Source organism: candidate division KSB1 bacterium, assembly GCA_016214895.1.
Taxonomy (GTDB): Bacteria; Electryoneota; RPQS01; order RPQS01; family RPQS01; genus JACRMR01.
In genome coordinates, this window is the sequence record JACRMR010000003.1 from 495759 (window position 1) to 521498 (window position 25740).

Genomic DNA, 25740 nt, shown 5'->3' on the forward strand with positions numbered 1-25740 from the left:
TTTCTCCTTAATGTGCGTGGCCGTGACCGACTTCGCCGGTACTGCCAGAAGCAAGTTTGATTTTGTACGCCCCGGCCGTCGCGACACGCTCTCCTTCTTTCAAACCTGCCAGGACCTCGATCCATGGCCCGTCGATTGCGCCCGTCGTCACAACGCGTCTTACGAAGGATTCTCCTCCGGCTTGAACATAGGCAACCGTTGACCCACCGTCTTCCAGAATCGCGGACTTCTGCACCGCCAGTGCTCTGCGGGCCACCGAAGTCTGCAAGTCCACCTGCACGAACTCCCCGACTTTCAGAAGGCCGTCACTATTCTTCAGTTCAAATGTCACAGGAATCCGCCGTGTTATCGGGTCTAAGACTGATCCCGATGCAATGACGTTTCCTTCAAATTGATCCGTCGAATAGACAATCCCGGAGCCACTGATGGTAAAGAACGCCCGGCTAATGTCGTTCGCGTTGTGGATGTCTGCCGCGGCCGCCTGGATTTCGAGCCAAACGATCTCCGGATTTATGACGCTGAATAGTCTCTGCCCCGGCTGAACGTAGGCTCCGTAGGCAACATCATGATGGGCAATGACGCCGTCACGCGGCGCCCGTACCGTGAAGTGTGGCGTTTCGCTGTCCACATCGTCCAGTTCGGCTCCCCCCAAGGCCGCCATTAATTGAGCTTCTTTCACCGTCAACCTTTGTCGTGCCTCCTCAACCCGACGCTGCGATACTGCCTGTGACTCATAGAGCTTCTCTACACGAGTCATTTCAGCCTTTGCCAGGCGATACTCTCCCAACAACTCATACCAACTGTTTTCGGCATTCGGTGAAGGTGATATCATGGCAAGTGCCTGGCCCTTTCGCACGACCTGACCGTGCCTGACCGCTCCAAACTTGTGGTCGGGCAATAACGCTCCTGCGAACGGCGCATAGACTTCAGAGGCCCGGTTCCCGGCAGCTTTAAGCTCTCCGGGTGCACGAACATTATCGTGAATGTCCCTGCGCTCGACCAGTCCTGTCTTCGTGCCAAGCACCCATTGCTGCTCTTTCAAAAACGAGATTTCCTCTTCGCCGCCTTCTGCATGAGGCATTTCTGGGGCTTTGCCTTGATAGACGTGAACACCATCAAGCGTAATCGTACCACTCATCTGTGGCGATGCCAGGGTCATCGTCATGCGATACGTCCCCGGATCCGGTGGAAGAACCTCGACAATGAAAATGCCGGTGCGGGTCACGGTGTCGGCGACTTGCGACTTCACCACTCGCTCGCCTTGCTGCCACGTGATGGTCAATGGCCCGTCCGTTGCCGGGTCGAAGGTGATGAGACTCGTGAAGTGCAACACGGCCCGCGAAGACTGTCCGGCCAGGAATTGCGGCCACTCGCCGAACATTTCTAAATTGTCTTGCCAAATCGTCTCAACCACTCCACCTTCGCCAGGGCCGTGACCATGTTCGTCTGCTCCGTGGTCACCATGTTCACCTTCGTGTGCTTGCTCGCCTTCGTGCGCGTGCTCGTCATTTTGAGCGTGATCGGCAGTGCCACCGCCGCAGCCAAAGGCAAACAGAATGGCGGCGAACGCGACGGCAATCAATCCTGTATACTTCATGTTACTTAGTCTCCAAAGTTGGGTAGCCGGTCAACTCTCGCAGGCGCAGATCTGCCTGAAGTCGTGCAAAGTCTATCTCAAACCGCTCGTTCAAAGTCACTTCCGTAACTGAAAACGCATCGAGGAACTCGAGGTAGCCAATCTCTCCACTCATGTACAACGAATGCGCGGTCTTCATGTGTGATAGCAGCGACTCCAATTCTAGTGCGACTTGCGGCTGGGTGCTGAGTTCTTTCCAGACACTGAAGGCGCCGGATATCTCAGAGTCAATGCTGCTGGATCGCACTCTGCTAAGCCGGCTTGATTGAAATGCTTGCGCCGTTGCAAGCTGTACATCGGCGTTTCTGCGACCAAACAACGGGAGTTCAAGTTCCGCTTCAACGAGAAATCCCTCGTCGTCACGATTGGTTGATTTGCTTCCTGCACCGAGCGCGAGTGCCGGCCAGCGGTTGCGCTTGGCGGCGGTTACAGAATGTTTCGCGGCATTCTCCTTTGCATGCAGCAGAGCTAATTCCGGGGCATGTTCCCGCGCGTATTCGGTGGCATCCTCAATGTTCGAGTAGGGTAACACGGAAAGGCCGTCCAGATCAATCTGTGACAGCTCGTATTCGCACAGCCCTGTCGCACGGCCCAATGCAGACAGCAGAAGTTGTTGTTCGCTAACCAGCGCACTCCGCCGATTGGTGACCGACAAGGCCTCAAATCGGACTCGTTGTGCATCGAAACCGGAGATGTCTCCTTCGATGACACGCGCTTCATTTGCCTGCAAGATCTGATGGAACCGACCCTGCATCGTGTCAAGCAACTGCTGGTTCTCAACAATCTGTTGAAACCGCAAGAGCTTGAGGATTATGTCAGAATAGGTCTTCGAACGCTCAAGTGCGAGCGCCGCTTCTGCAGCTTCCAGTGCTGCGGAAGCTGACGAGCGGCGCGGTGCGTACGACCACAGGAATCCGATATCTTGCCGAACTCCAATAGTATTCTCCGTCACCGACTGGTTGGCATTGCCCAGCTCTTCGCTTAAGCCAAATAGTGTCGGATTCGGAAACGCATGTGATTGAGCCAAAGCAGATCGCGCTCGGGCGACGTCTTCTTGAGCAGCAAGTACACTGGCCGAAGTCGAGTCAATCGCGTTGGCGAGATCGGCCAAACCGACTCCCTGTGCCTTCGCACAGGGAAGAGAAACGGACAAAATGGAAACGGCCACCCCAAACAGGAGTAGCCGACATAGGATATGCTTGCGCATGTCGCTCCTTTCTTAGGTAGATATTATAGCCCGCCCACGAGGTAAGCGGTTATGATCGCCTTAAGCAAGGAACAGTTTGGGAGGTCGTTCGAAAGGAAAGAGCGGAGGGAGGGGGAAGGTATGGGAGAAATCAATACGGCCTGATTCGGCGGCTAACACAGGGCCCAGGTGAACGACGTATGCCGTAATACCTGTCACCTGGAAGTGGACATGACCATCTACGGTCACGCCCATTTCAGCATGCGCTTCTTCTTCGTGGTCGTCGTGGTGTGGGAATTCGGCGGCGATTCCAAACCCGGCAACGAGCAGGATTAGAAGCACGGATATGATCCGGAAAAACAGCATACTGCTTTAACACGATTGACGAAACTAAGTTCCGTAGGGTAAATGTCCTTAAATGAATCTGACGAATACAGTCGTATATATGCACAGGCTGCCTCCATGTACACGACGCGAACGCGATCTAACAAAGATCGATGCACATAATCACATTCCCCGCGTTAGTGAGGGTCTCTTTTCGTAATCAATAATAATAATAACAATAAGAAGGCAGTGAAGCTGTCCGTCGATCGTGCGGCGTGTTTTGTTCCTGTCCTGTCGCCATCCGCATCACTGTGCCCCTAACAAACACCTGCGCCCTTGATAAGTCTATACTTAACAAGGGCGCAATTTGTGGAGACGGCGGGAATCGAACCCGCGTCCGAGAAGCGGACCACACCGGGTACTACAGGCTTTTCCGACTGTTTGGGTCTTGCTTGCGGGTTAGACAGTCGGCGAACCGATCGCAGGCCAGTCGCAGTGAATCTTGCCCGCGCATCACGACTCTGCGTGGACCAGCGCTACTGGGTTGGTGCCGGGACCGGGGCGGCAGCGCGCACACCGGGCGACAGGTTGGCTAACTTTTTAGGTTAGGCAGCCATTGCGTAAGTGCTGTTGGCACTTGAATTGTGGAACTGTATTTAGGAGGAAATCCCAACCTCCGCCTGCACCCAATGCCATCCATACATCCCGTCGAAACCAGATCGTCCCCGAGCAGAAACGTGAAATTTGAAACTTGGAACCTGAAATCAGAGCAGAATTGTGAACGCGAGCGAAGTATCTTTTTGACCAAACGAACTATGTTAAGATAGGAATTTTATTGGTTTGAAGGAATATTGAGTTGGTGACCACATACCTAACATTGTTACCGTGGACGGGTGAATATGGTTCCAAGGTGATCGCCGCTTCTCGCGAGGGCCGTAGCCAGCCAGCAATATACGAAATACAAGGCCAAAAAGCAAGACATTCGCTGATTAAATTGCACAGCACTACTGAACATACGAAATTCTGGAGGCATGAAGGCGTGGAGATTGCGCGGGGGGGGGTCAGGCGGATTCCCGTTCGGGGGAAGTCAGACGTAATTGCATTCATTTGACAAGTTGGGCGGGGCTTGGTATCTTGGACCCGCAAGCGTCATTGGGCAAGCGGGCAGGGAGGGGAGTATGACACGCGAAAGGCGAATAGAGAGCGGACCTGGATCACGAGCGAAGTCGTGGTCCCGGGTCCGCTTTGTGTTTTTGGGGATAGCGTGTATTCTATTGACAATTCAGGGTTTAAATGCGCAGCCAGTCTGGGAGTTTGTGAGTCTGGGTGATACCAATGTGGTCTATCTGTACCCCAGCATATCTGAACCGAACGTGCTGTTTGCTGCCGTCATGCCGAATCCTCGGGTAACTCCGATTCTCAGGAGCGACGACTACGGGGAGAACTGGCGGCTCGTGATTCCTGCGGACTCCCTGGCAGGCCCCGGATGCATCTCAGAGGACCCGTTCAACCCCGGCCATTTTGTGTGCGCTGGGCTGGGGACGTTTCTCGCGAGCACGGACAACGGAAACACCTGGAACCGACGCGTGACGAATCTCCAAATCCTGCCGTACGTGGGTGTCGTCGCTGTGTACTCGGGGATCGGCCCCGGAGTCATGATTCTGATGGCGGATGATGTCGACTGGCACTACCCACTGCACCGAAGCGTGGACGGCGGTTATGCCTTCACTCCGATTCCCGACGAGTATCCCGGCTTTGGCCCGCTTAATTTGTATTCCTTCCCGTCACACCCTAACGACATCTGGCTAGGCGGCACGGGCCGACTCAGCACGGACGGGGGAATGACTTGGGCTGCGCCCGACGATACGCTGAACGAGTTCTGGACCATTCGCAGCGGACAGTTGCCGGAGATGACATACTACTCAGTATTGCGTCGGCTCCAAGGGCCTCACGTGGGCGAACCATTCTTGGCCGCTCGTTCATCCGACGACACTCGCTGGTCACTCATCCGGTCAGTTGCGGGGGCAGGGGCCAGACTGGCGGCGCATCCCGCCAACCAGGACGAGCTTGTGATGGACGACACGACCGGCCTGTTGCTCACACTTGACGGTGGCGAGACCTGGAGTGTTTTCGGTGAATTCGAAATCGATTCGCTGCGGACCCGCGACCTCGCCTTCAGTTCAGATGGCCGCTACCTCTATCGAGCCATGGGGAGAGGGCCGTGGCCGGATCGCGGCGGCATTTGGCGGAAGGATTTGTCCGAAACCGCTCAATATCCACGTCGTATGCGCACCAGTGAAGACCTGAGCCTGTATCCGAATCCCACGAACGGAGTTGCGACGGTTTGGTGGCCGGCCGCTGACGCTGGACGGAGGCGCCTGCAGCTCTATGATTTGGTCGGGCGGAGAATCGTGGACACCGAGTTGAACGCGACTCAGCATTATCTGCTGCCGACATTCGGCCTTCCATCCGGCAGTTACATAGTCGTCGTAAAGGACGGTGTTCGCCGCGCCTCGCGACGACTATCGATCATACGGTAAGTCACGGTCGGCGAGGTGTAAGATTCAACATTTTTGTCCGGGACTCGTCGGTCCGGGCAAAAGTCTTGGCAATTGGACCTCTTCACTTGCTCTTCTCCGGGGGGGGGGGGATATATTTGGGTAGGTGCGTAGCTCGGCAAACCGGGAGGCGGGAATGACAGGCAATTGGCGAAAAGCGCGCGGACTTGGAGCACGAGCGAAATCGTGGTCCTGGGTCCGCTTTGTGTTGTGGGTGCTGGTGTTGATCGCATTGTCGATTCATGACTTACAAGCCCAGCCGAACCCCGATACGCTGTGGACAAGGGTGTATGAGCAATACCCTGTGGAAGTCCAAGCAATCGCCGACGCACCAGATGGAGGTTGGGTCGTTGCCGGAGCAGCCGGCTTTCCATCTGACGCTTTCGCCATGAAAATCGACTCGCAGGGTAATATCGTCTGGGCCAATTCGTGGGGCGATGCGGACCTCTTTGAGTCGATTTCGGGAATGGTCGCACTGCGTGATGGAGGCTATGTGTTAGTCGGAACCGTCTATGGACAGCCAATAGACTACGATCAACAGAACTACGTGGTCCGCTTGGCGGAAGCAGGTGACACCCTGTGGACACGTCGCTTCGGCGGAGACGATGGCGATTGGTCGCGCGATCTCATTGAAATGCCCAACAGGGATTTGCTAGTCGTAGGCGACGCGGATATTAGCGGCGCTGATCCAGGACAGCGAGGGTTTGGCATCGTGCGCATAACGTCCGCCGGCGACATCGTCTGGAGTCGCTCGTTCGGCACCCCTTTGACGGATTGGGCATCCGCAGTCGTGCAGATTTCGGAGCATGATTACGCGGTATGTGGAACAGCGGGATCGAGGTGGGAAGATGGTCAATCGCGGTTCCTGATGATTCGCGTCTCCGATGAGGGCGACTCTTTGGCAGCCGCGTTCTTCGGTGTCCGTCAATTCGCTGTGTTGTCCGCCGCTCGTTTCGTACCGCCGAATCAGGTGGCCTTGGTCGGCGACGTGAGTGACGATGGGCAGGATTCGGATTCTTATATAGTGCTTGCAGGTACCGACGGCACTCCGATTTGGCAGCGGACCCTCGGTGGTTCTGGAAACGACTACGCTACGGCCGTCTGCAGGGAGGTCAGCCAGACCCTAGCAGTCCTTTCTACGACGGGATCCTTCGGCGCGGGTTACTCAGATTACTGGCTACTCGGGATGAGTCTGACCGGTGACAGCCTGTGGTCGCGGACCTACGGCGGCAGCGGGGGAAGCGACCACGGTCGAGCCATCGCGGGGAGCTCTGATGCTGGCTATGTCTGTTCGGGATTCCGGTTCGGGCCGGGTCTGGATTACAATGGTGCTTTTATCGTGAGAACCGGACCGGATCTTACATCGGCTCAGCAACGAACGCCTTCTCCCAATCCGTTGGCCAGTATCACATGTTACCCGAATCCGTTCAATGCGGTGGCATTCGTAGCGTTTGAGCTTGACGGACCTTCCCCCTACCGGGCACAGGCGGTTGACCTGCAAGGCCGTGTCGTGTGGCGGGAGCAGACGGGAATGCCGGTGAGAGGCCGACAAATGCTTCGATGGGATGCCACGCGGTTGGCCAGCGGGAGCTACTTTGTACAGGTCTTGACGCCAAACGGCCACTTGCAGACACGGATAACACTGACAAAATAGTGTAGGTAGCGCGTGAGCGGTCCCCGGGCGGCTGCAAATTCGCAAGATGATTTCTTTTGCTTGACCGAGTCGTTCGGTAGCGGCAGATTGACGGTGGCGACGTAGATCGGCAACCGGCACGGAGGGGCGCATGACACGCGATGGAGTGTACCCCAAAAACTGGACAGTCAGCTGTGTTGAGTTAGCTGCGGTGTTGAGGGTTGTCTTGATTTGAGTTCGGACTCGATCGGGGATAGATATCCGAGGGCCGAGTGGCGTCGATCGCGATTGCGGACCCGGTCGATGAAGTGCGGCGGCTGGGCCTGTGCTCCTGCGAACGTGTCGCAGTTGGACAGATGAACTTCTTCCTTTTTCAGCGTGGCCATGGCGAAGTGCGGACTCTGGACGGGCTTGAGCTGACGCTCGCCAAGGCTATTTTCTTGAAGGTGAATCTGCTGTGTCCGCTGTTGGATGATCTCGCCTTTCATCTGCTGATCGGCGAGCAGCTCCGGCAGCGACGGTGCCGAGGCAAATTGGGATCAGTTTATACATTCGCGCCACCGCCGCCTGACCCTGACCCGACTCCAGCTCTTCCACCACCCGCCGCTTAAACTCCGGACTGAAGATCCTGCTCTGACGTGGCATCCTTGGCTCCTTGCTGACCCCGCGCCTAATCTACCAAATCAACCCCTAACTGTCCAGTCCGATGCGTACAGTCCAACTCCCTGTCCCCGACGGTCAAATTCGATTCTCCTTCCTGCACACCTTGCTGCTTGCGGCGAGGTGTGTTTTGTTTCAGGATTCTATTTATGAATGAACAACGTCTCCGACGCAATCCGCGATCTTGCATGATGGCAGTGGCACTCGTGGGAGTGCTGTTGGTCGCCCTGTCTGGCCACGCGCAGCTTGATACCATATGGACCCGCAGCTTCAGCGAGTACAGCATCGAGATTTCGACGTCCCTGGTCGCGATGCCGGACGGAGGGTTCGTCAGCACGGGCTACATCTCTGATACGGCGTATGCAGAGTGGGACGGGATCATCCGTAAATTGGACAGATTTGGGACGGTCCAATGGAGTCATGTTAGTAACATGCAGGAAGAGAACTATCTGATCGGTGCAGCGCTGACAGGTGACGGAAGCGTAGTGGCGGTGGGGGGCTACGATGTCAGTCCGGCACCGCGAATCATGATTCTCAAATTCAATTCCGCAGGCGACACGCTCTGGGCAAGATCCTATGGCCATCTGGAGTTCAGTGTCGCGACGCACATTATGGGGACGATGGACGGTGGTGCCATTGCATTCGCCCAAACGGTGAATTCAACCGACTCCCATCTCGACGGCTATGCGATTCGACTTGACTTGGCGGGTGACACGTTGTGGACGCGGCAGTTCACTCGTGGCCGCTTCACGCGTATTGACATAAGGGCTGTGGTCGAGAACGGCGACGGGGGATACTTGCTGGCGGGGGATGTAGTCGATACGCGTGCAATGCCGATCCTCTATCAACCATACCTGATTAACATCGACCAGAATGGTGACACCCTCTGGACCAGAATCTACTCGGCTCCCGACACGAACTTCCATGTCACAGCGGCTTGTGGCGATGGCTGTGGAGGTTATGTGATCAGCGGCACCAAGAACTACGTCGGTGCGTACCTTCTTCGTGCGGATCATGACGGATACATGGTCTCATTCGATACGCTGAATCATCTCGATCTATTCAGCAGTATATATAGGCTAACATCCCTGAACGATGGGTCGGTTGTGATATCGGCGATGCGTGACTCACATGTCCCTCCGTTTGGGACTAGTGCCCGCTTCATCGCGCGACTGGACCGACAAGCGCGTGTGATATGGTCCGCCGATTATTTGGTTGAGAACTGGTTTAACACCTATGGCGGTCCCATGGTGCTCGCATCAGACACTGGCGTGGCAACCTATGGTGGCTACCGTGACACCCTCAATAGCCACCACGGGGGCCACTATGCTTTGTTCGAGGGGCGCGAGCTATTATACGTCGATGAGGCCCACCGACCGCCGGTTCCCGACGCCTACTATCAAGTGTATCCCAATCCGTTCAACTCTACCACGACGCTCCGCTTCTTCACTCCACAGGGTGGACCAGTAGCCATCGACATTTTTGATCTCCTCGGACGGCGAGTCGGCGGCCTCAGGAGTACCGCGTCCTGTCCGGGATTTCATGAGGCTTTCTTTGATGCGGCAGGCCTGAGCACGGGGACTTACTGGTCCATCATCTCGGGTGCCGGGACCTCCTATCGGGGAAAGCTGGTGCTGCTGCGGTAATATTTCACTCGCAATCTCTCATCTCTTCATCCTCCGCCCCCCATCGAGGCACCTCCTTTGCCATACAAACTGCGGGGCAAACCAGAATATCAGGAGACATCATGGCCTTTCAAGCGGCGGCATATACGGCGCGTGCTCCGCTCGGGAGAGAACCGTGCGAGTGAGATTCGTGGGCGCGAGGCGGATGTTCTGAGCGGATGTCCAGGCGGGCGTGTTTCCGAAAGGACCTCGCCGAGGTACCCGTCCGTGGTTGCTCGGAATCTGTTCCTGTTCGTGGACGCTTGACGCAAGTTGTGGCGTAAGATCGGTGCCTTCCGGCGGGGACACAGTCCCCGCTCGGCGAAGAAGTGAAATGGACGCTCCGTGGTCCTTCGGGCCCCATCGCTTTGACACCGTGCCGTCAATGTGGCAAATGGTCCAGCCTTGGCCGCGTGACGCGATTGTAACATCTTTCACTTGACTTTTTCGATATTCATTGTTAAGCTATGGACACGACCTTGGGGGGACCAACGGAAGTAGGTTTGACATGCCGACCATGAGTATCTTCCTGCCGAGCATTCTGGCCGTTCCTGACGGACGGCCCACACCTCGACGAACCATCATCGACACCTTGCTGCGTCCTGCGGCGAGGTGTTTTTTGTTTTGTCCATCGCAGTTTGAAAACTCTCCGCTCCCTGCAGAGGTCTGCCCTGCTCGTCGACCGTGCACTAAAGGCGTCGGTGGACGGTCGTCGAAGGCGTTCACGTAGACCTCAGCTGCGGAGCGGCCCCGGTCTTTGGCGCACCACTTCGCGTCGCGGAGCTGCATCTCGACGCTCTGTTCTTTGGTCGAGACGTGCGCGTCAATAGTGACTCGTTTTGTCATATTCGGTGAGGAGGGAGACTGCAGGGAAGTCCATAGTGAAGTGACGGACTTTCCACTTGGTATCCATGCGAAGAGTGCACGTTATCCCCTCCACAATGCGGCGATTTAAGTCTAAGGGTCCATTCATGAACTTGCAGCAAGACAACCGGTCTCCAGATCAAGGCAAGTTATCCGAATCCATGTTTTGGATGCGGGGTGCTCGCTTTTTGGTTTTCTGTGTACTTGCGATTCCGTCACTTGCTCAGATGCATGACGGCGCACCAGAAGGTCGATCCGCAGTTGAGAAAGCGAACTTGCCGAAGACGGCGCGTGCGATTCGATCACGTTCATTGTCCGTGCAGGTTGGGGTGCCTTATCCGTTTGATAACAGTGATTTGAAGTACTATTCAGCTGGCGGTCTTAGTTTCAGAATGCGCATTGCGTCCATGTTGGGGGCAAGACTCGGAGTCGGCTTATCTAGTTCGTACAGTACATTCAACTTCAACTACTCCGAATTCCAAAGGGCGACTGACTACCGTGGCCAGGAAGGCGGTCGTGCATATGCTTTCACGATTGGGGTGGGGGTTGAGTATCACCTTTTCGCCCGCCCTCACGTGTATGACCTAAGTCCCGATCTCGCTATTGGCTACATGCGTGGCGCGGTGGGTTGGCTTAAGTTCCCAAGTGGAGAAGCCCAAGGGTTTCGAGGAGAGTCGAATGACCTCTACGCGGAACTGGGCGTGTCAACATCGAGGAAGTTAACCTCGGTTGTCTGGGGTCAACTGCGGTTCGCGATGACTTCTCAACTTACTAGCGAGTGGAACCATCACTTGTCGTTCGCGACGCTTTCATTCGGCGTCTGTCTACGACCGAGTCTTTCACGCGGCGGCATGTGTGCGGCACGTGTCCCGCTCTGGAGAGAATGTTAGACTCTTTCGATAGTCAAAAGCGAGCAATCTAACCGAGCGCATATTGATGCGGCGCTACGGAGATTTCACGCACAGCTATGCGGGCTTGTTGCCCAAACGAGAATCCGCCGAGCGGGGTGCCCTCGCCCCGCCGGAATCGGGGTGAGTCACGCCCTGATCTTCATCGAACTTGTAAGTTTCTTCTCAGATTCCGGGCACCCGGGGACGGGTGCCTCGGCGAAGTCTTTTCGGCAACAAGCCCGTGCGGCGCTGCAACCGGGTCGATTCCTGATTGTTAAATACAGCGCCGTCGTGTTGATCATGCAACGAGCAGCGCCTGACCGGGGTGGTCAGGCGCTTTGTCATACTTGAGCAGTCCGAAACCGCGGGATCAGCGGTTATCGTAGGCGCGCATCTTTCGCTGCTTGCGGAGGGCGGCGTTGTCCTCGCGTTTTTTGATTTCGGAGGGCTTTTCGAAGCGTTGCCGACGGCGGATTTCGGCCATTAAGCCGGCCTTTTCGCAGGCTTTGGAGAAGCGGCGGAAGGCGCGATCGAACGGTTCACCTTCACGGATTTTGACAAACGGCAATGTTATTCACCTCCTCTCGCGGTTTTTAACCACATGTCGCGGCGAAGCGGCACCGTGGGTTAGATAGTTCAGCACAACAATATAACCAAGCCTCCCGGGATTGTCAACTCCTTCGCGGAGCCGGGGTGGGCGCGATCGCGGGCAATCGACGGTGATGAAACAATAACAGGAGGTTGGAGAGGTGATTTCATGAATATGTGTACAGGATATTGTAATCCGGAAGCTGTGTGTGTATATTAGAGAGTTGGTGAAGATTTAACATAGCTGTCAACTTGCCGGAATGCCGGTTGACCTCAAATCACCGGGAGGGCCACCCATGCGTAACCGCGTAGTAACTTTGCTGCTATTGATCGCTGCTCAGTCGATGACGCTGCGGGATGCGACTGCGCAGGTCTGGGGCCAGTACGCATTCAGCGGATATGCGTCCGGCTGGTGCTCGGCGGATAACAGTTGTTTCAATCCATACCCGAGCCCGACCGAGAACAGTTTCTTTGCCAATACACTGTTCGCGAATATCTGGGGGCATCAACTGGGGTTGGCGCAGATTCGCGAAGAGGAAGAGAGTACAGGGCCGATGAGCTGCGAGCAGAGTCCTACGACAGCCGACGGCTACACGGCGACCTACGCCTATCTCGACGGCGTCAATACGAACGCGGTGACGATCTCGTACATGATCAATCCGGTGGTGTATTGTTACACGGAGCAGCATCGCGCGGTCGCCTCGGATACGCTGGACGTTGGGTTTGTCTTCGATGTAACCGGCGCGCCCCCCGGGTCACCGATTACGATCTATGTGAGCTGGGATCACTTCGGCGGCATTAGCGGTCCGTACGGATCGGAGCGTCCGCCGTTCTATAATGAGGACGAAAACTGCTGGACGACGGCGCGGATCTGGGTGAACGGCATGGAGCAGTTGCTCGGCCGTTTCGACTTCAACCTGGCCACCATCTCGGGGTTCAACCAGCTCCTCAACCAGAGTTTCGCGATCAACACCTTCGTCGGACAGGCGTTGACCACGGTGGAAGTCGAACTGATCGCTTATGCTGAGGTGAACGACCCTTGCCCGCTCGGGAACTTCGGCATCCGGAAGCCGGACGAGAATAGCGCGAACCAGAACGGCATGATCCGACTTAGCATTGATGCCCCGAATCCCTTGACGGAGCCGGATTCACTCTATACGGCATGGTTGGATTTCTCGGTGGACATCGGCGGGGACGCGGAGCTGAGCGATACTCCGTCCACGGGCAACGAGGTGTTTGACCCGGCGGACGTCTATCAATGGCACACTCCGTTACTGCCGCCGGGCGGCGTGGACGGCATGTACAATGACGAGGTGCTGTACGGTTTCGATCCGCCTCCGGTTGCGCCCGATGGACCGCCGCCATTGACGGGCGCTCCGTGCGGCGTGGGTCCGTATGGGCCACTTGCTTATCTCGACATCGATGACTACGACTTCCTGGATTTCAACCTATCCAGTTTTGCTTACGGCCCGAATCAGGGTCCGATCGGATTCTTCCTCGCGGGCTGCGTTCACGACGCGGACAACTTTTTCATCTCGTTCGACGATGATGAAGAGCCGAACTGGGCGAATCCGTTCAGTGTGGCAACGAGCAGCGGTTCGCCGATGCAGGGCGATCTGTACGGTCAGGCCGGTCGTCACGACGAGGTTCTGGGATTGACCGTGGCCGCGATGCCCGGCGGCGCGCCGGTCGTCTTTCAATATCCGTTTCAATCAGAACTGGAGTTGCATCCGAGCCTCGGTCCCGATCCCGACGGGTTAATGCCGCAAGTTGATGACGATGTTGATGGTCTCGACATCCGCACCGGTCAATGTAACGTCTGGTATTTCTCCGTGGATCACGAGGCCAGTTTTGGCCTGAATCCCGGTGCGGTTTATGAGAAGCTTGGCGGCGGGCCGGGCGGTGGATTCATTATGGCGGTTGATCCGGCATTTCATCTTGGACTGCCCCTGGGAGTGGATCTCGACGCGATGGAGTTTTGCTGGCTCTATAGCAATGTGTTGGGCGGCGCGGGATTGGCATTGATGTTCAGCGTGGATGTGGACGACCCGTTTACGCCGGAGGACGAGTCGGGCTTTCTCGATCCGGGGATGATCTACTTCTCTTTCCTGGACGGCGTTTCGCTGCCCTATTTGGTCACATCGTTGGGCGAGAACATCGATGCGCTGGCGGCCTGGGATTCTCCGCTCTACACGAACTACATCACGCCGCCGAGTCCGTGTGCGGCGGTTGGCGATCTGACGATTCAATGGGTGAGCGGGCAGGTCAATCTGAACTTCACGGCTCCGCAGGCGGGGACATTCACCTTATATCAGACGACGAATCCTAACCAGCCGACGCCTCCGCCCAGTCCGGGGTGGATCACCGCGGGGACGGCCACCGCATCCGCCGCCGGGCAGTTGATGGGATTCACGGTTTCAGCGGCGGGCACGGGCTATGCGAATTACGCGGTGATTTCGCGCTGCCCGTAAGTCACCAACCCTCCACACCAGAAACGCAAGCCCGAGGCAATTCGCCTCGGGCTTGCGCATTTCACGTTTCAAGTTTCACGTTTCAGATCTTCCTCCCCTCAGCCCTTTATGATTGCGTTACCGATGACCTGTCGCTGAATCTGATTTGTACCTTCGTAGATCTGCGTGATCTTGGCGTCGCGCATGAATTTCTCGACGGGATAGTCGCGCATGTAGCCGTAGCCGCCGAAAATCTGTACGGCGTCGGTGGTGACCTTCATGGCGACATCGCTGGCGAGCAGCTTGCTCATCGCGGAGTAGATTCCGATGCCCTTGCCGTCACTGGCGTCGATGTGCCGCGAGGCGGCATAGAGCAGCGCGCGCGCGGACTCGATGGCCGTGGCCATGTCGGCGAGCATGAACTGAATCGCCTGCAAACTGATGATCGGATGGCCGAACTGCGAACGATGTTTCGCATAGTCCACGGCGAGATCGAACGCGCCTTGCGCGATGCCGAGCGCCTGCGAGGCGACGCCGGGGCGCGATTTGTCGAGCGTCTTCATGGCGACGAGGAAGCCTTCGCCTTCGCGGCCGATGCGATTGATGGCGGGCACGCGGCAATCTTCGAAGATGATTTCGTTGGTGGCCGAGGCGCGAATGCCCATCTTGTCTTCGTGCTTGCCGACCTTGAAACCGGGGTAATCATCCTGCACGATGAAGGCCGAGGTTCCGCGCGAGCCTTTTTCGGGATCGGTGACGGCGATGATGGTGTAGAGATGCGCGACGCCGCCGTTGGTAATGAAGATCTTGGAGCCGTTGAGAATGTAGTCATCGCCGTCGCGGACCGCGCGTGTGCGCATCGAGCCGGCATCGGATCCGGCGCCGGGTTCGGTGAGTCCGAACGCGGCGAGGTACTTGCCGGCGGCGAGATCGGGCAAGTAGCGCTTTCGCTGTTCGTCGTTGGCGCTCAGAAGGACGGGGAAGGTGCCGAGTGCCGACGCGGCCAGCGCGAGGGTGATACCGCCGCAGGCTTTGGACAGCTCCTCAGTCACGATCGCAAGTTCGAAGACTCCCATGCCGAGACCGCCGTACTCCTCGGGAATGACGATTCCGAACAGGCCGGCGTCGGCGAAGACCTTGACGATGTCCCAGGGGAAGGTCCCATCGCGGTCATGCTTGGCGGCGACGGGCCGGACCTTTTCGTCGGCGATCTTTCGGGCGAGGTCGCGGAGGGCGATCTGATCTTCGGTCAGGAAGTAATCCATGACAATAGCCTATAATGGGGATGAATCGTTAATTCTTCGTGGCAACAATGTAGGAAAACACGCGCAAAAAAGATAGTGAAGAAAGTCACAAAGAGAAATGGACCGTTTGACTCTGATTGCTTGATAATCGGTGACTTGCCCGGACTCGACCGGGAATCAGCTGGTCACGAGGCCTCGTGTTTGGGAGTTACTCCGGAAGCAGCTCGGGCGGCGGCTGCCCAGTCAGACCGGCGGTCGGCAGGGCTGGCTGACGAATTTCAAATGCCCCATACGACGGCTTGACATGCTGGTCCGCCGTACCTATATTCATTCGTTCTTGTCCACAATTGATGTAATCTATTTACCGGAGACGAAAATGCGCTGCTTCCTCGCTATCGCTTTCACGGTTCACCTCTTGATCGCCACGGCGTCGGCGGTCCCGCCGCTGATCAACTATCAGGGCTACCTGAGCAACAGCGCCGGTGTGCCGCTGGACACGACGGTGGCGATGCGAGTCTCGATCTTCCCCGACTCGACGGGCGGCACGTCCAATTGGAGCGAGACGTATGCCAGTGTACTGGTAACGGATTGGCTGTTTCACTTGCAGTTGGGCTCGCTCGTTCCGATCAGTGATCTGTTCGCTGATTCTACTTTGTGGCTGGCGGTCCGGGTGGGGACCAATGCCGAGATGACTCCGCGCCAACGGCTCACGGCCGAACCGTGGGCTTATCGGGTGTGGTCCGTGGACGGCGCGACCGGCGGCACGGTTACGGGTGATTTTTCGATCATCGGCAGCGGCAGCATCGGTGACGGAAATACGGTTACCGGGAGCCAATCGCTCGCGGTCGGTCGGACTAACGTGGCAACCGGAGCGAACAGCGTTTGTTTTGGTCGTGGCAACCGGGTCCGCGGCGACTACTCCTCGGTGCTCGGCGGTGGTGGCGCAACGGACATTGATTCTAATTCAGCCAATGGTTTCGCCGCGGTCGTCGCGGGAGGACGGGGCAACGACGCGGATGGCGGTTATGCCGTGCTGGGCGGCGGGAACGTCAATCGCATACAATCCGCTGCCAGTTATTCGACCCTCGGAGGCGGCTATTTGAATGATATCGGCGGCGACTACACCGTGATCGGCGGTGGTTCCTCCAACGATGCGGACGGCAACTATTCCGTGGTGTGCGGTGGAGTGGCCAACTGGGTTTCCGGCACGGAAGGCGTGGTCGTCGGCGGAGCGAATAACTTTGCCGGGATCAACGGTTTCGTCGGCGGCGGACGGGACAACATGGCGCAGGGTCCCTATTCCGTGATCTGCGGCGGGGACAGCAACAACACGTCGCTGGAAGGCGGCTCCGTGCTTGGCGGAGTTCACAACACGGCGGGCGGGTACTACTCCACAGTTGCCGGCGGACGCCAGAACACCGCGAGCGCTCGCTATTCGTTCGCGGCGGGACGGCGGGCGAACGCGAACGACGCGGGTGCCTTCGTCTGGGCGGACTCGACAGATGCCACGCTGTCGTCGCCGGGGATCAATACGTTCAGCGTTCGAGCTTCGGGCGGCATCCGGATGTGGACGAGCGCCGCGGCGGACGTGGGAGTAACGCTGCTGGCCGGAGACAATACCTGGAACTCCGTTTGCGACAGCACGCTGAAGACGAAGCTTGGCCGGGTCGATGGTCGCGAGCTGCTGAACAAGCTTATGGCGCTTCCGGTCTATCGCTGGCACCACAAGCACGGTGATCCTCAATTGCAGCACATCGGTCCGATGGCTCAGGATTTCTGGAATCAGTTTCACGCCGGGGGGGACAGCATGAAGATCTCCACGATTGACCCCGACGGCGTGGCGCTGGCGGCGATTCAGGAGCTGGCGAAGCGAACCGAGCAATTGGAAATGAGAAACGAGAGATTAGAAAGCGAAATACGTGAGTTGCGAGCGCGACTCGATCAATGGGCTCTGCGAAACTGACATCGCAGTAGAACTCAGGCACGCGCATTTGAAAGCCCGAGGCTCAGCACCCCGGGCTTTGTCGTTTGGTGGTTGTCGCATGATTCTCACATTTCGATCCACTTCTTCCAGTAGAACTCGTGGTCGGGATCATCGCAGAGTCGTTGCACGATCTGCCAGTACCACTCTTCGAGGGGGATTTCGTGGTCGTCGAGGCGCGGAAAGGGATTGTAGGCGCCGCCGGAGACCGCGCGGCCGATTTGATCGAGCGTACCCAGCGCCAGTTCGGGGACGTCGCGATGGCGGATGCCGGACATTTTCATCATTTTTTCGACGATGTAGGCTTGCGGGATCGCGCCCGGAATGAAGCCGAGCGCGCGGGTGCGCATCACGGGCAGGAAGGCGTCAAGCACGACGCGGCCGTGGCCGTAGGCTTTAATCGTATCGGCCTGCAAGAATTCTTTGGGCAGATACAGACTTGTGGAATAGGGACCCTGCCGGCCATAGAATGGAGTCTCGGGATCGCGGCTGATCACGTCGAGACTTCCGCGCCAATCGATGTAGCAGGTCACGCGGACTTTAATGCCCGCCGCGGCGAGAGCCTGGGGGAATTCGACGGCCATGCGGCCCATGACATGCCGCGTGTTCTCGATTTGCTGATCCGTGAGCGGTCCGAGCTTGTATTGGAACAGACCTTCCTCATCGACATCCTTGACATAGACCGGCGGCAGATCAGGCAGCATACCGGCCATGGCCGCGGCGACGCAATTGACATAGATAACTTCTTTGGTGCCGGCTTCACGCAGCGTATTCAAGAGCCATTCGAAGGCGGGGCCGTCGAGGGCCATGCCGTCATTGGAGAGGTGATAGCGCGGACCGAATCCCATCTTTTCGGCACGTTCGACCATCTGTTTGCCCATCTCGAATCCGACGGAACGCGAGAGATCGCGCGCGAGCACGGTCACGCTGCCATCGACGGCGGTGAATCTGCGAACGGCACTCTCGATTGCGCCGCCCAGACCCGGCCCCGTCGCTCCGGCGAGGACGAAGTGCCGTCCGCGTATCCAGTCGAGGCCGTACTGCCCGTAGGGGATCAGCTCATTGTGTCGGGCCCAGATGCGGTCAAGCAGCAGACGCGCGTCGTCGGGGAAGCGAGCAATTTCTTCGGCGGTGGGTCGCGGTACGACGGCCGTGTATGCTTTGATCCGCAGATTGGGATCTGGCTTGGCGAACGGGGACGGGGATTCGATCATGGTAGTACTTGAAGCTTCACGAATGCGACAAATCGGCGAGCGGCATCACAGTCTTGCCTGTTGCTTCGCCGCTTTCCATTCTACCCCAATATAGCGAATCCGTTCCCACGGGTCAACCGCATAGGTAAGGAGTTGATATTTTGGAGCAAAAGCCGTAAATTGGAACAGTGGGGATTAGCAGAAACAAGGAGTTAGCGGAGCAGGGATGGCTGAGCGGGGACGGGTTGCCTTGGTGGCGGGGAAGCGGTGCGCGGTCACGCGTGACAGCGGCGAGGCCGTGGACGCTCTGGCGCGCGGCCGGCTGTTTGCGCGCGGGGAGCAACCGTTGGTTGTGGGGGATCGGGTCGAGCTGTCGCGGGAGGGGGAGCAGTGGATGATCGAGTCCGCGGAGGCCCGCTCGAACGAGTTTGTGCGAAAGGGTCTGCGCAGCGAGCGGCAAGTGCTGTTCGCTAATGTGGACCGCGTGCTGATCATTGCCGCGCTGGCGCATCCGCCGACGAAGACCGCGACGATGGATCGATTTCTGGTGGCGGCGCTGCGGGGCGGAGTACCGCCGCTGCTCGTGTTGACGAAGCGCGATCTGGCGGAGGACGGCGTGCGCGAGCGCGAAGTTCGCGACGCCTATGATGCGTTCGACCTGCCGATTTTTTCAGTGTCGAACGAGACGGGAGCGGGTTGTGAGGTCTTGCGCGCGGAAATCGCGCACGGGGTCACGGCTTTGGCGGGCAATTCGGGCGTGGGGAAAAGTTCGCTGGTGAATCGGTTGGTTCCGGGATCGGATCTACGCACGCGGGAGATCAGCGCGTGGAGCGGCAAGGGCACGCACATGACTTCGGCAGCGCTGTTGGTGCCTTTCGGGGCGCCGCTCCCTACCCCCCCCGCGAGCGGGGCGGCAGCCGATTCATCTTTTCTGATCGATACTCCCGGGATGAAGAGTTTCACGCCGTGGGGGATTGACCGCGCGAGTTTGATTGAGCTGTTTCCGGATTTGCATGAGCATGCGGTGAATTGCCGGTTCACGAATTGCGGTCATGCGGGCGAGCCGGGCTGCGCGATTCAGATCGCGGTAGAGTCCGGGGCGTTAGCGGCGTCGCGGTTGAAGTCGTACGTGCGGATTATTGGAGAATTATCATGATGTACGGTGAAACATGTCGTCTTGATTTTCAGCACAATTATTGCTATATTTGTGGACAAACCAAGGTCGGTTGTTCTGTGTTATTTCTATAATATCAAGTATTAAACGAGGACATCTGTGCGGACATTTCAAACGACGCATCCGTGGCTCAAGTTTGAGTTTGATCCCTCTACATTTCCTGCCAAGTTGTGGCTGTTGCTCGGCGAGTGTCAGTCCAAATGTGAGCACTTGGCGGGTGTTCCGCTATTGCCGGAGACAGCCAGTAGGATCAATCGTTATTACCTTGCCCGCGGTGCCAAAGCGACGACAGCGATTGAGGGAAACACACTGACCGACGAACAAGTCGGACTTGAGATTGAAGGGAAGCTCACGCTCCCGCCGTCACAAGCTTACTTGATAACGGAAGTGCGCAACATTGCGAGAGCGTACGACGATATCTTCAACCAGATGTTCGTGGGACGATCAATTCCCGGAAGCCATTTCGCCGGACTGAAGACCGACCGAATTTGCGATTTCAACAGGTGGATCCTTCGGGACCTTCCCCTCGCCCAACACGTAATCCCCGGCCAAATCAGAACACACGCGATTGCGGTGGGAATGTATCGCGGCGCGCCCGCTGAAGACTGTGCATACCTGCTTGATCGAATGACCGAGTGGATAGCATCGCTTTCGATCACCGATGAATCCCCAATCGTGAACGGCATCGTCAACGCACTGTTGGTCCATCTCTACATCGCATGGATCCACCCCTTCTCCGATGGCAACGGCAGAACAGCGCGACTGGTCGAATATCAAATCCTGCTTCAAGCGGGCATCCCGGCGCCCGCAGTGCACTTGATGAGCAATCACTTTAACGCGACTCGATCTGAATACTACCGCCAGCTTGAGGAAGCCTCGATTTCCGGCGGCGACGTGATTCCCTTTCTTGAGTACGCGGTAACGGGATTTCGCGACGGGCTCAGAGATCAACTCGCGTACGTTCGCGAGCAGCAAGTTGACGTGATGTGGCGCGACCTGATCTTCCAGAGGTTCGGCTCGTCGCAGGCGACCGCCGACCGGCGTCGCCGAGATCTCATGCATGACCTGACGGCGCGGGGCACTCCGGTCAGTCAGAAGGAGCTTACCAGCATTTCCGGACGCGTTGCTCAGGCTTACGCGCAGGTGACACCGAAGACGCTGGCGCGGGATCTCGGCGTGCTGAAGTCTGAGCGGTTGGTAACCGTGGATGTCGAAGGCAACTTACTTCCCAATAAGCGTATCATCCTCTCCTACCTCCCGCCCACGCTGTGCCCATAGATCGGACCGCGCTTGGACGGGTTGTTTCCGGCGTCCCATCGCGGCCGACACCTCCCGGAATTTAGACCTCGGGCTCTTCACTCCTCACCATTCAATTACGTCATCGTGCATCACTTAATCATTGGTTTTTGTGCCGCGGGGGCGAACGCGGCGGAGTCGCTTCGTCGGCAGGATCCCGAGGCGGAGATCACCATCTTGAACGGCGACTCGCGGCACTTTTATCTGCGGCTCGATCTCGAAGGCGTGTTCGAGGAGAAGCCGCTGGAACGGCTGCAGCCGCGGCCGCCCTACTGGTGGGCCGAGCGGCGGATTCGCGTACTGAACGAGCGTGCGCTGCGCGTGGATGTCGGCCGGAAGCAGGTATTCGGCCAATCCGGCGAAGTTTATCGATATGACAAACTACTGATCGCGACGGGTGCGCAGCCGCGGCGACTTCACGTGCCGGGCGAGCAACTGCCGGGGATCTTTACCTATCACTCACTGGAGGACGCGCAGCGCATCTTCGCGATGAAGGAACAGGTGAAACACGCGGTGATCATCGGCGCGGGGATTCTGGGATTGGAATTCGCGCGCTGCGCTCACGAGTGGTTCGGCTGGGAGGTCACGCTGCTCGTGCGCGGGAAATATCTGGGCTCAGGTACGGTTGACGCCTCGGGCAGCAAGTACATTGAACGCGCGCTGGGAGCGGCGGGCGTGACCGTACTGTTCGACGAGGAGGTGGCGCGGTTTGAGGCGGATCACCCCGCGGTCCCCCCGTTGCCGCAGGATGGTGAGCGGAGCGCGGCGGGGGAATGGCTGGCGAGAGTAGTGACCCAATCGGGGAAAGTGCTTGAGACGAATTTTGTGGCGAAGTGTGTGGGAGTGGAACCGACGATTGGGTTCCTGCAGGGGTCGCCGGTGCTCACCGACGGCAAACTGATCGTGAACGAATATCTTGAAGCGCCGGTCCCGGATGTCTATGCGGCAGGGGACGTGGCGCTGGTGCGGTTGCCGGAGGGGCGTGTGGTGCACTGCAATACGTGGAACGTGGCGCTGGATGAAGCACGCACGGCGGCGGGAAACATGCTGGGCAAGCACACGCCGTGGAAGGAAGACGTGCTGTACAATCTCGATGCGCTGTTCACGCTGCCGATTGCCGTGATCGGAGCCTGGGATCTGCGGCATAAGCCAGGCTTCGACATTCATGATCTCAGCACGGAGATGGTTCACCGGCAGGTGGTCACGAAGGAAGGCGTATTGGTAGCCGGAGTGTTGATGGGGGACCGTCACGGTGACCGTCGGCTGCGGAAGTTGATGGCGCAGCGGGCGCGGGTGGAAGGGAAGCTGGACCGGTTGTTCGCCGAAGACGCGACCCCGGAAGAATTCATGACCGGGGTGGCCGTCTGAGCCTGCCGAGGATAGGGCAAGTCAGAGTAAGGGCAGATATGTAGCTGACCCACAAGGATTGCTGGACTTAGGTGAAAAGAGCGTGCCAAAGCAGGTACGCCTCTTTTTTGCCGGGTCAGGGGAATTGTGGGATTCGGGCTGTTACTTAAATTGTTAAAAAACAGTATCAGGAATATTACTAACTCGGTCAATAATTAATAAAGTTTCAGTACTAATGTTAGGAAATCGATTGCATCGGCTAAACATGGTAACTATATTTTAGGCGTTGACTCGTAACCAATTTTCAGGGTGAAATCCGAACCGTTAGGACTAAGGAGAAACCGCATGAAGAAGGCGTTGATTTTCTGTACCATGCTCGTCGCGATGTGTTGTAGCCTTGCGCTCGCAGACGTGGATAACATTAACAAGGCGACGGCGGTGAACGGGCCTTCGATGGGGACATCGAATGGGGCCGTTGCCGGCGAGGACTTCCTGGCGAAGCAAGCCTATGAGCGGATGCTTCAGGGGTTGACGATTACGCCGGCCGAAAAGGATCTGATTTCCCGCTATTTCCCGGGCAGCCGCGAGAGCGGTGGTTCGCTGGATAACGTGGGCGGCCCGGATGGGTTCGGCTATCGTTGGATCGACAACAACGCTGACTCGGTTGTCTATGGCTGGATTGAACTTTGCTCTGATCCCACGGCCAGCCTGATCATGGCCGGTGGCGACGACATCGCGACGTCGATCCCGTTGGGCGAGACGTTCCCGTACTACGGAACGAACTACACGACGGCCTGGGCGAGCAGCAACGGTATGCTGTCGCTAAATGCTTCGAACAGTGGTTATTCCAACTCCTGCATCAGTGCGACGAATACGAATTCTGCGCTGTATGTGTATTGGGATGACATGCTGGAAACCGCGGGTGTCGCTCCGGGAACCTGCACGAACGGCGTCATTTATTACAAGAATTTTGGCGATTACACGGTGGTGGAGTGGCATTGGTTTGATCCGTTTTCCGGCACGGGGATTACGTCGGTAGAAGCGATCCTGTGGGGATCGACGTCGGCGAAGCCGGGCATGATCAAGTATCAGTGGCATGCGACGGAATATACCCACACGTCGGTTTCGGCGACGGTCGGTATCGAGGCTCCGATGGCCGACGGCCTGCAGTACATCTGTAACCTCGTCGGGATCGTCGGCGGGCGTGCGGTGGTGTTCTATCCGCCGGTGTCGGCGGCGCGCGGTCGTTGCTGCTATATTCCGGTGGGCGGAGATCCTTGCCATCCGACCTGCGAAGAAGGCGTCTTCCAGACCTATTGTAATGGTCTGGGCGGGTCCTTCCTGGCGGACGGCAACTGCACGGCGAATGCGTGCCCGACGCCGTTGGCTGGCGATTTGATTTGCAATGCGATTCCTTACACCGGTGGCTGTGTCGACGGCAACAATTCCGCGTACACGGACAATTACAACGCGGTTTGCCCGTACACCAGCAGCGGCAAGGACGTTGTTTACTCGTACACGGGTACGGGCATTCCGACGACCTTCAGCCTGTGCCAGGGTCTGACGAACTACGACACGAAGCTGTACATTTTGGCGAGCGATGGCGTGACGGTGGTGGCTTGCAGCGACGACGCTTGCGCCAATCCGCCGATCTACTCGGCCAGTTACATCTCCCGGATCGAGTGCTTGACGCTGGCGGCTGGCAGCCTTTACTACATCGTGGTGGACGCCTACAGCGCGGGTGACTTCGGTGACTACACGCTGTGCGCGGCTGAGTGCCAGGCGTGTCCGCAGGAATGCCCGGTGGGTGGTCGTCCGGAAGGCGAAGCTTGCCCGAACATTCCGGACCTTTACAACACGGGTTGCAACGATGCCAGCGGAAACTTTGTGTTCAGCCAGATCGGTTGCCCGGATGTGGTTTGCGGTACGTATGAAGACGGTACTGCTGACCCGGGTCTGCGCGACACGGATTGGTATCTGCTCACGGTTGCTGCTCGCGAGAGCCTGACCGTCAGTGTGGTTGGCGAATCCGCGACGGCGTTGTTCCTGCTTCAGGCGCCATGCCCGGGCACGACGTTGGCTTCGATTGGTGTCGCGGCGTGTTCGACGGCGACGCTGCGTCGCTGCCTCGATCCGGGCGACTATATCATCGTGGTGGTTCCGACGATCAACCCGACTCCGTGCCTTCGTTACACGTTGACGACGAGCTGCGAGCCGTGTGCGCCGGAGGCGGTCTGTGATTTCCCGAATCTTGATCTCGAGCCGAACGACACCTGTACGCTGGGTCAGCCCGTGCAGTGCGGCGGTTTTTACTGCGGTGCGGTGTCCCCGTCGGGCGACGATGACTACTACAGCATCGTGATTCCGGAAGGTACCTGTGGCATCCTGCACATCGACGTGTTTGCCAATGCCACTCCGGGTTACTTCCCGTACGGCGGCGGCTTGGATTCGTGGGTGTATCTGTGGGCCGCTGACTGCGCGACGCAGGTTGGCTTTGACGATGACGGTGGTATTGGTTTCGACAGCCACCTGGATTCGCAGTGCCTGCCGGCCGGAACGTATTTCATCGACGTCGGTGGTTATGGCGATGGTTCGACGGGTCCGTACGTGCTCGCCGTGTCTTGCGAGCAGTGCGTTTGCCCGTGCTTCCCGACTCCGGAAGTCGTGTTCCATGCGGACAACGACAATGTCGGCAGCTACCCGGCCTACTGGTGTGCTGACCTGTGCGCCGGCGCGCCGACGCTGATCGTGGTTTGCAGTGTGGATGGTCATCCGCTGGATCCGGCGAAGACGCCGATCGTGACCGTGTCTTCGGGCTGCTCGCCGCTGGCCACTCGTTGTGACCGCGTTTGCGATGCGGGCGCCGCGGACTGGATGGGCGCGTTGCCGTACTCGCTGTGGTACTACAACACCTTGACGGGTTGCTTTGAATTCACGTTGACGGGTGTCGCGAACGGTTGTGTGTGCGTCTGCCTCGAAGGCTTCTTGGCCGCCGAGCTGGGCGACATCAGCGCGTTGGCGGGCGACAACAGCGTGCGGGTGGACTGGAACA

15 protein-coding genes and 1 other RNA gene are annotated in these 25740 nt (G+C 57.9%); 9 read left to right on the plus strand and 7 right to left on the minus strand.

Translation table 11 applies throughout. The features are described 5' to 3' along the window. Positions 1 to 7 precede the first annotated feature (7 nt). The 3 genes from HZB60_03860 to ssrA form a co-directional block, all read right to left on the minus strand. The gene (locus HZB60_03860; protein ID MBI5058906.1) at positions 8 to 1597 is read right to left on the minus strand and encodes an efflux RND transporter periplasmic adaptor subunit; all 1590 of its coding nucleotides are present in this window, start codon (positions 1595 to 1597) and stop codon (positions 8 to 10) included. A gap of 1 nt (position 1598) precedes the next feature. After that, a complete protein-coding gene (locus HZB60_03865; GenBank protein MBI5058907.1) occupies positions 1599 to 2843 on the minus strand; it encodes a TolC family protein in 1245 nt (414 codons plus the stop codon). Between the two features lie 670 nt (positions 2844 to 3513). After that, positions 3514 to 3873: a transfer-messenger RNA gene (gene ssrA / locus HZB60_03870) on the minus strand. Positions 3874 to 4462: 589 nt separating this feature from the next. On the opposite strand from ssrA, the gene HZB60_03875 reads away from it, so the two are divergent. Beyond that, positions 4463 to 5686 carry a T9SS type A sorting domain-containing protein gene (locus HZB60_03875; protein ID MBI5058908.1) on the plus strand — a complete coding sequence of 408 codons (1224 nt, stop codon included), beginning with the start codon at positions 4463 to 4465 and terminating at the stop codon, positions 5684 to 5686. Positions 5687 to 5840: 154 nt separating this feature from the next. After that, positions 5841 to 7358 carry a T9SS type A sorting domain-containing protein gene (locus HZB60_03880; protein MBI5058909.1) on the plus strand — a complete coding sequence of 506 codons (1518 nt, stop codon included), beginning with the start codon at positions 5841 to 5843 and terminating at the stop codon, positions 7356 to 7358. A 167-nt stretch (positions 7359 to 7525) separates the two neighbouring features. Here the strand turns inward: HZB60_03880 and HZB60_03885 are convergent, their stop codons facing one another. After that, positions 7526 to 7825 (minus strand): hypothetical protein, encoded by a 300-nt coding sequence (locus tag HZB60_03885; protein ID MBI5058910.1) that lies wholly within the window; start codon positions 7823 to 7825, stop codon positions 7526 to 7528. A gap of 360 nt (positions 7826 to 8185) precedes the next feature. Between HZB60_03885 and HZB60_03890 the strand changes: the two genes are divergently transcribed. Then, on the plus strand, positions 8186 to 9643 hold the full coding sequence (locus HZB60_03890) for a T9SS type A sorting domain-containing protein (protein ID MBI5058911.1): 1458 nt from the start codon (positions 8186 to 8188) through the stop codon (positions 9641 to 9643). 2142 nt (positions 9644 to 11785) lie between these two features. Here HZB60_03890 and rpsU read toward each other — a convergent pair. After that, positions 11786 to 11983, minus strand: a complete 198-nt coding sequence (gene rpsU, locus HZB60_03895; protein MBI5058912.1) for a 30S ribosomal protein S21 — start codon at positions 11981 to 11983, stop codon at positions 11786 to 11788. 316 nt (positions 11984 to 12299) lie between these two features. Between rpsU and HZB60_03900 the strand changes: the two genes are divergently transcribed. Further along, positions 12300 to 14474 carry a hypothetical protein gene (locus HZB60_03900; protein ID MBI5058913.1) on the plus strand — a complete coding sequence of 725 codons (2175 nt, stop codon included), beginning with the start codon at positions 12300 to 12302 and terminating at the stop codon, positions 14472 to 14474. Positions 14475 to 14572: 98 nt separating this feature from the next. Here the strand turns inward: HZB60_03900 and HZB60_03905 are convergent, their stop codons facing one another. Continuing rightward, on the minus strand, positions 14573 to 15718 hold the full coding sequence (locus HZB60_03905) for an acyl-CoA dehydrogenase family protein (protein MBI5058914.1): 1146 nt from the start codon (positions 15716 to 15718) through the stop codon (positions 14573 to 14575). A 316-nt stretch (positions 15719 to 16034) separates the two neighbouring features. On the opposite strand from HZB60_03905, the gene HZB60_03910 reads away from it, so the two are divergent. Continuing rightward, positions 16035 to 17660, plus strand: a complete 1626-nt coding sequence (locus HZB60_03910) for a hypothetical protein (GenBank protein MBI5058915.1) — start codon at positions 16035 to 16037, stop codon at positions 17658 to 17660. A gap of 86 nt (positions 17661 to 17746) precedes the next feature. Here the strand turns inward: HZB60_03910 and HZB60_03915 are convergent, their stop codons facing one another. Further along, positions 17747 to 18892 carry a hypothetical protein gene (locus HZB60_03915; GenBank protein MBI5058916.1) on the minus strand — a complete coding sequence of 382 codons (1146 nt, stop codon included), beginning with the start codon at positions 18890 to 18892 and terminating at the stop codon, positions 17747 to 17749. 205 nt (positions 18893 to 19097) lie between these two features. On the opposite strand from HZB60_03915, the gene rsgA reads away from it, so the two are divergent. The 4 genes from rsgA to HZB60_03935 all read left to right on the plus strand — a co-directional run. Continuing rightward, positions 19098 to 20027 carry a ribosome small subunit-dependent GTPase A gene (gene rsgA / locus HZB60_03920; protein MBI5058917.1) on the plus strand — a complete coding sequence of 310 codons (930 nt, stop codon included), beginning with the start codon at positions 19098 to 19100 and terminating at the stop codon, positions 20025 to 20027. 117 nt (positions 20028 to 20144) lie between these two features. Further along, a complete protein-coding gene (locus HZB60_03925) occupies positions 20145 to 21323 on the plus strand; it encodes a Fic family protein (GenBank protein MBI5058918.1) in 1179 nt (392 codons plus the stop codon). 105 nt (positions 21324 to 21428) lie between these two features. Then, positions 21429 to 22709, plus strand: coding sequence for an FAD-dependent oxidoreductase (locus HZB60_03930; GenBank protein ID MBI5058919.1), 1281 nt, complete (start codon positions 21429 to 21431; stop codon positions 22707 to 22709). A gap of 324 nt (positions 22710 to 23033) precedes the next feature. Then, a partial coding sequence (locus tag HZB60_03935; GenBank protein ID MBI5058920.1) for a hypothetical protein occupies positions 23034 to 25740 on the plus strand: 2707 nt, incomplete at its 3' end.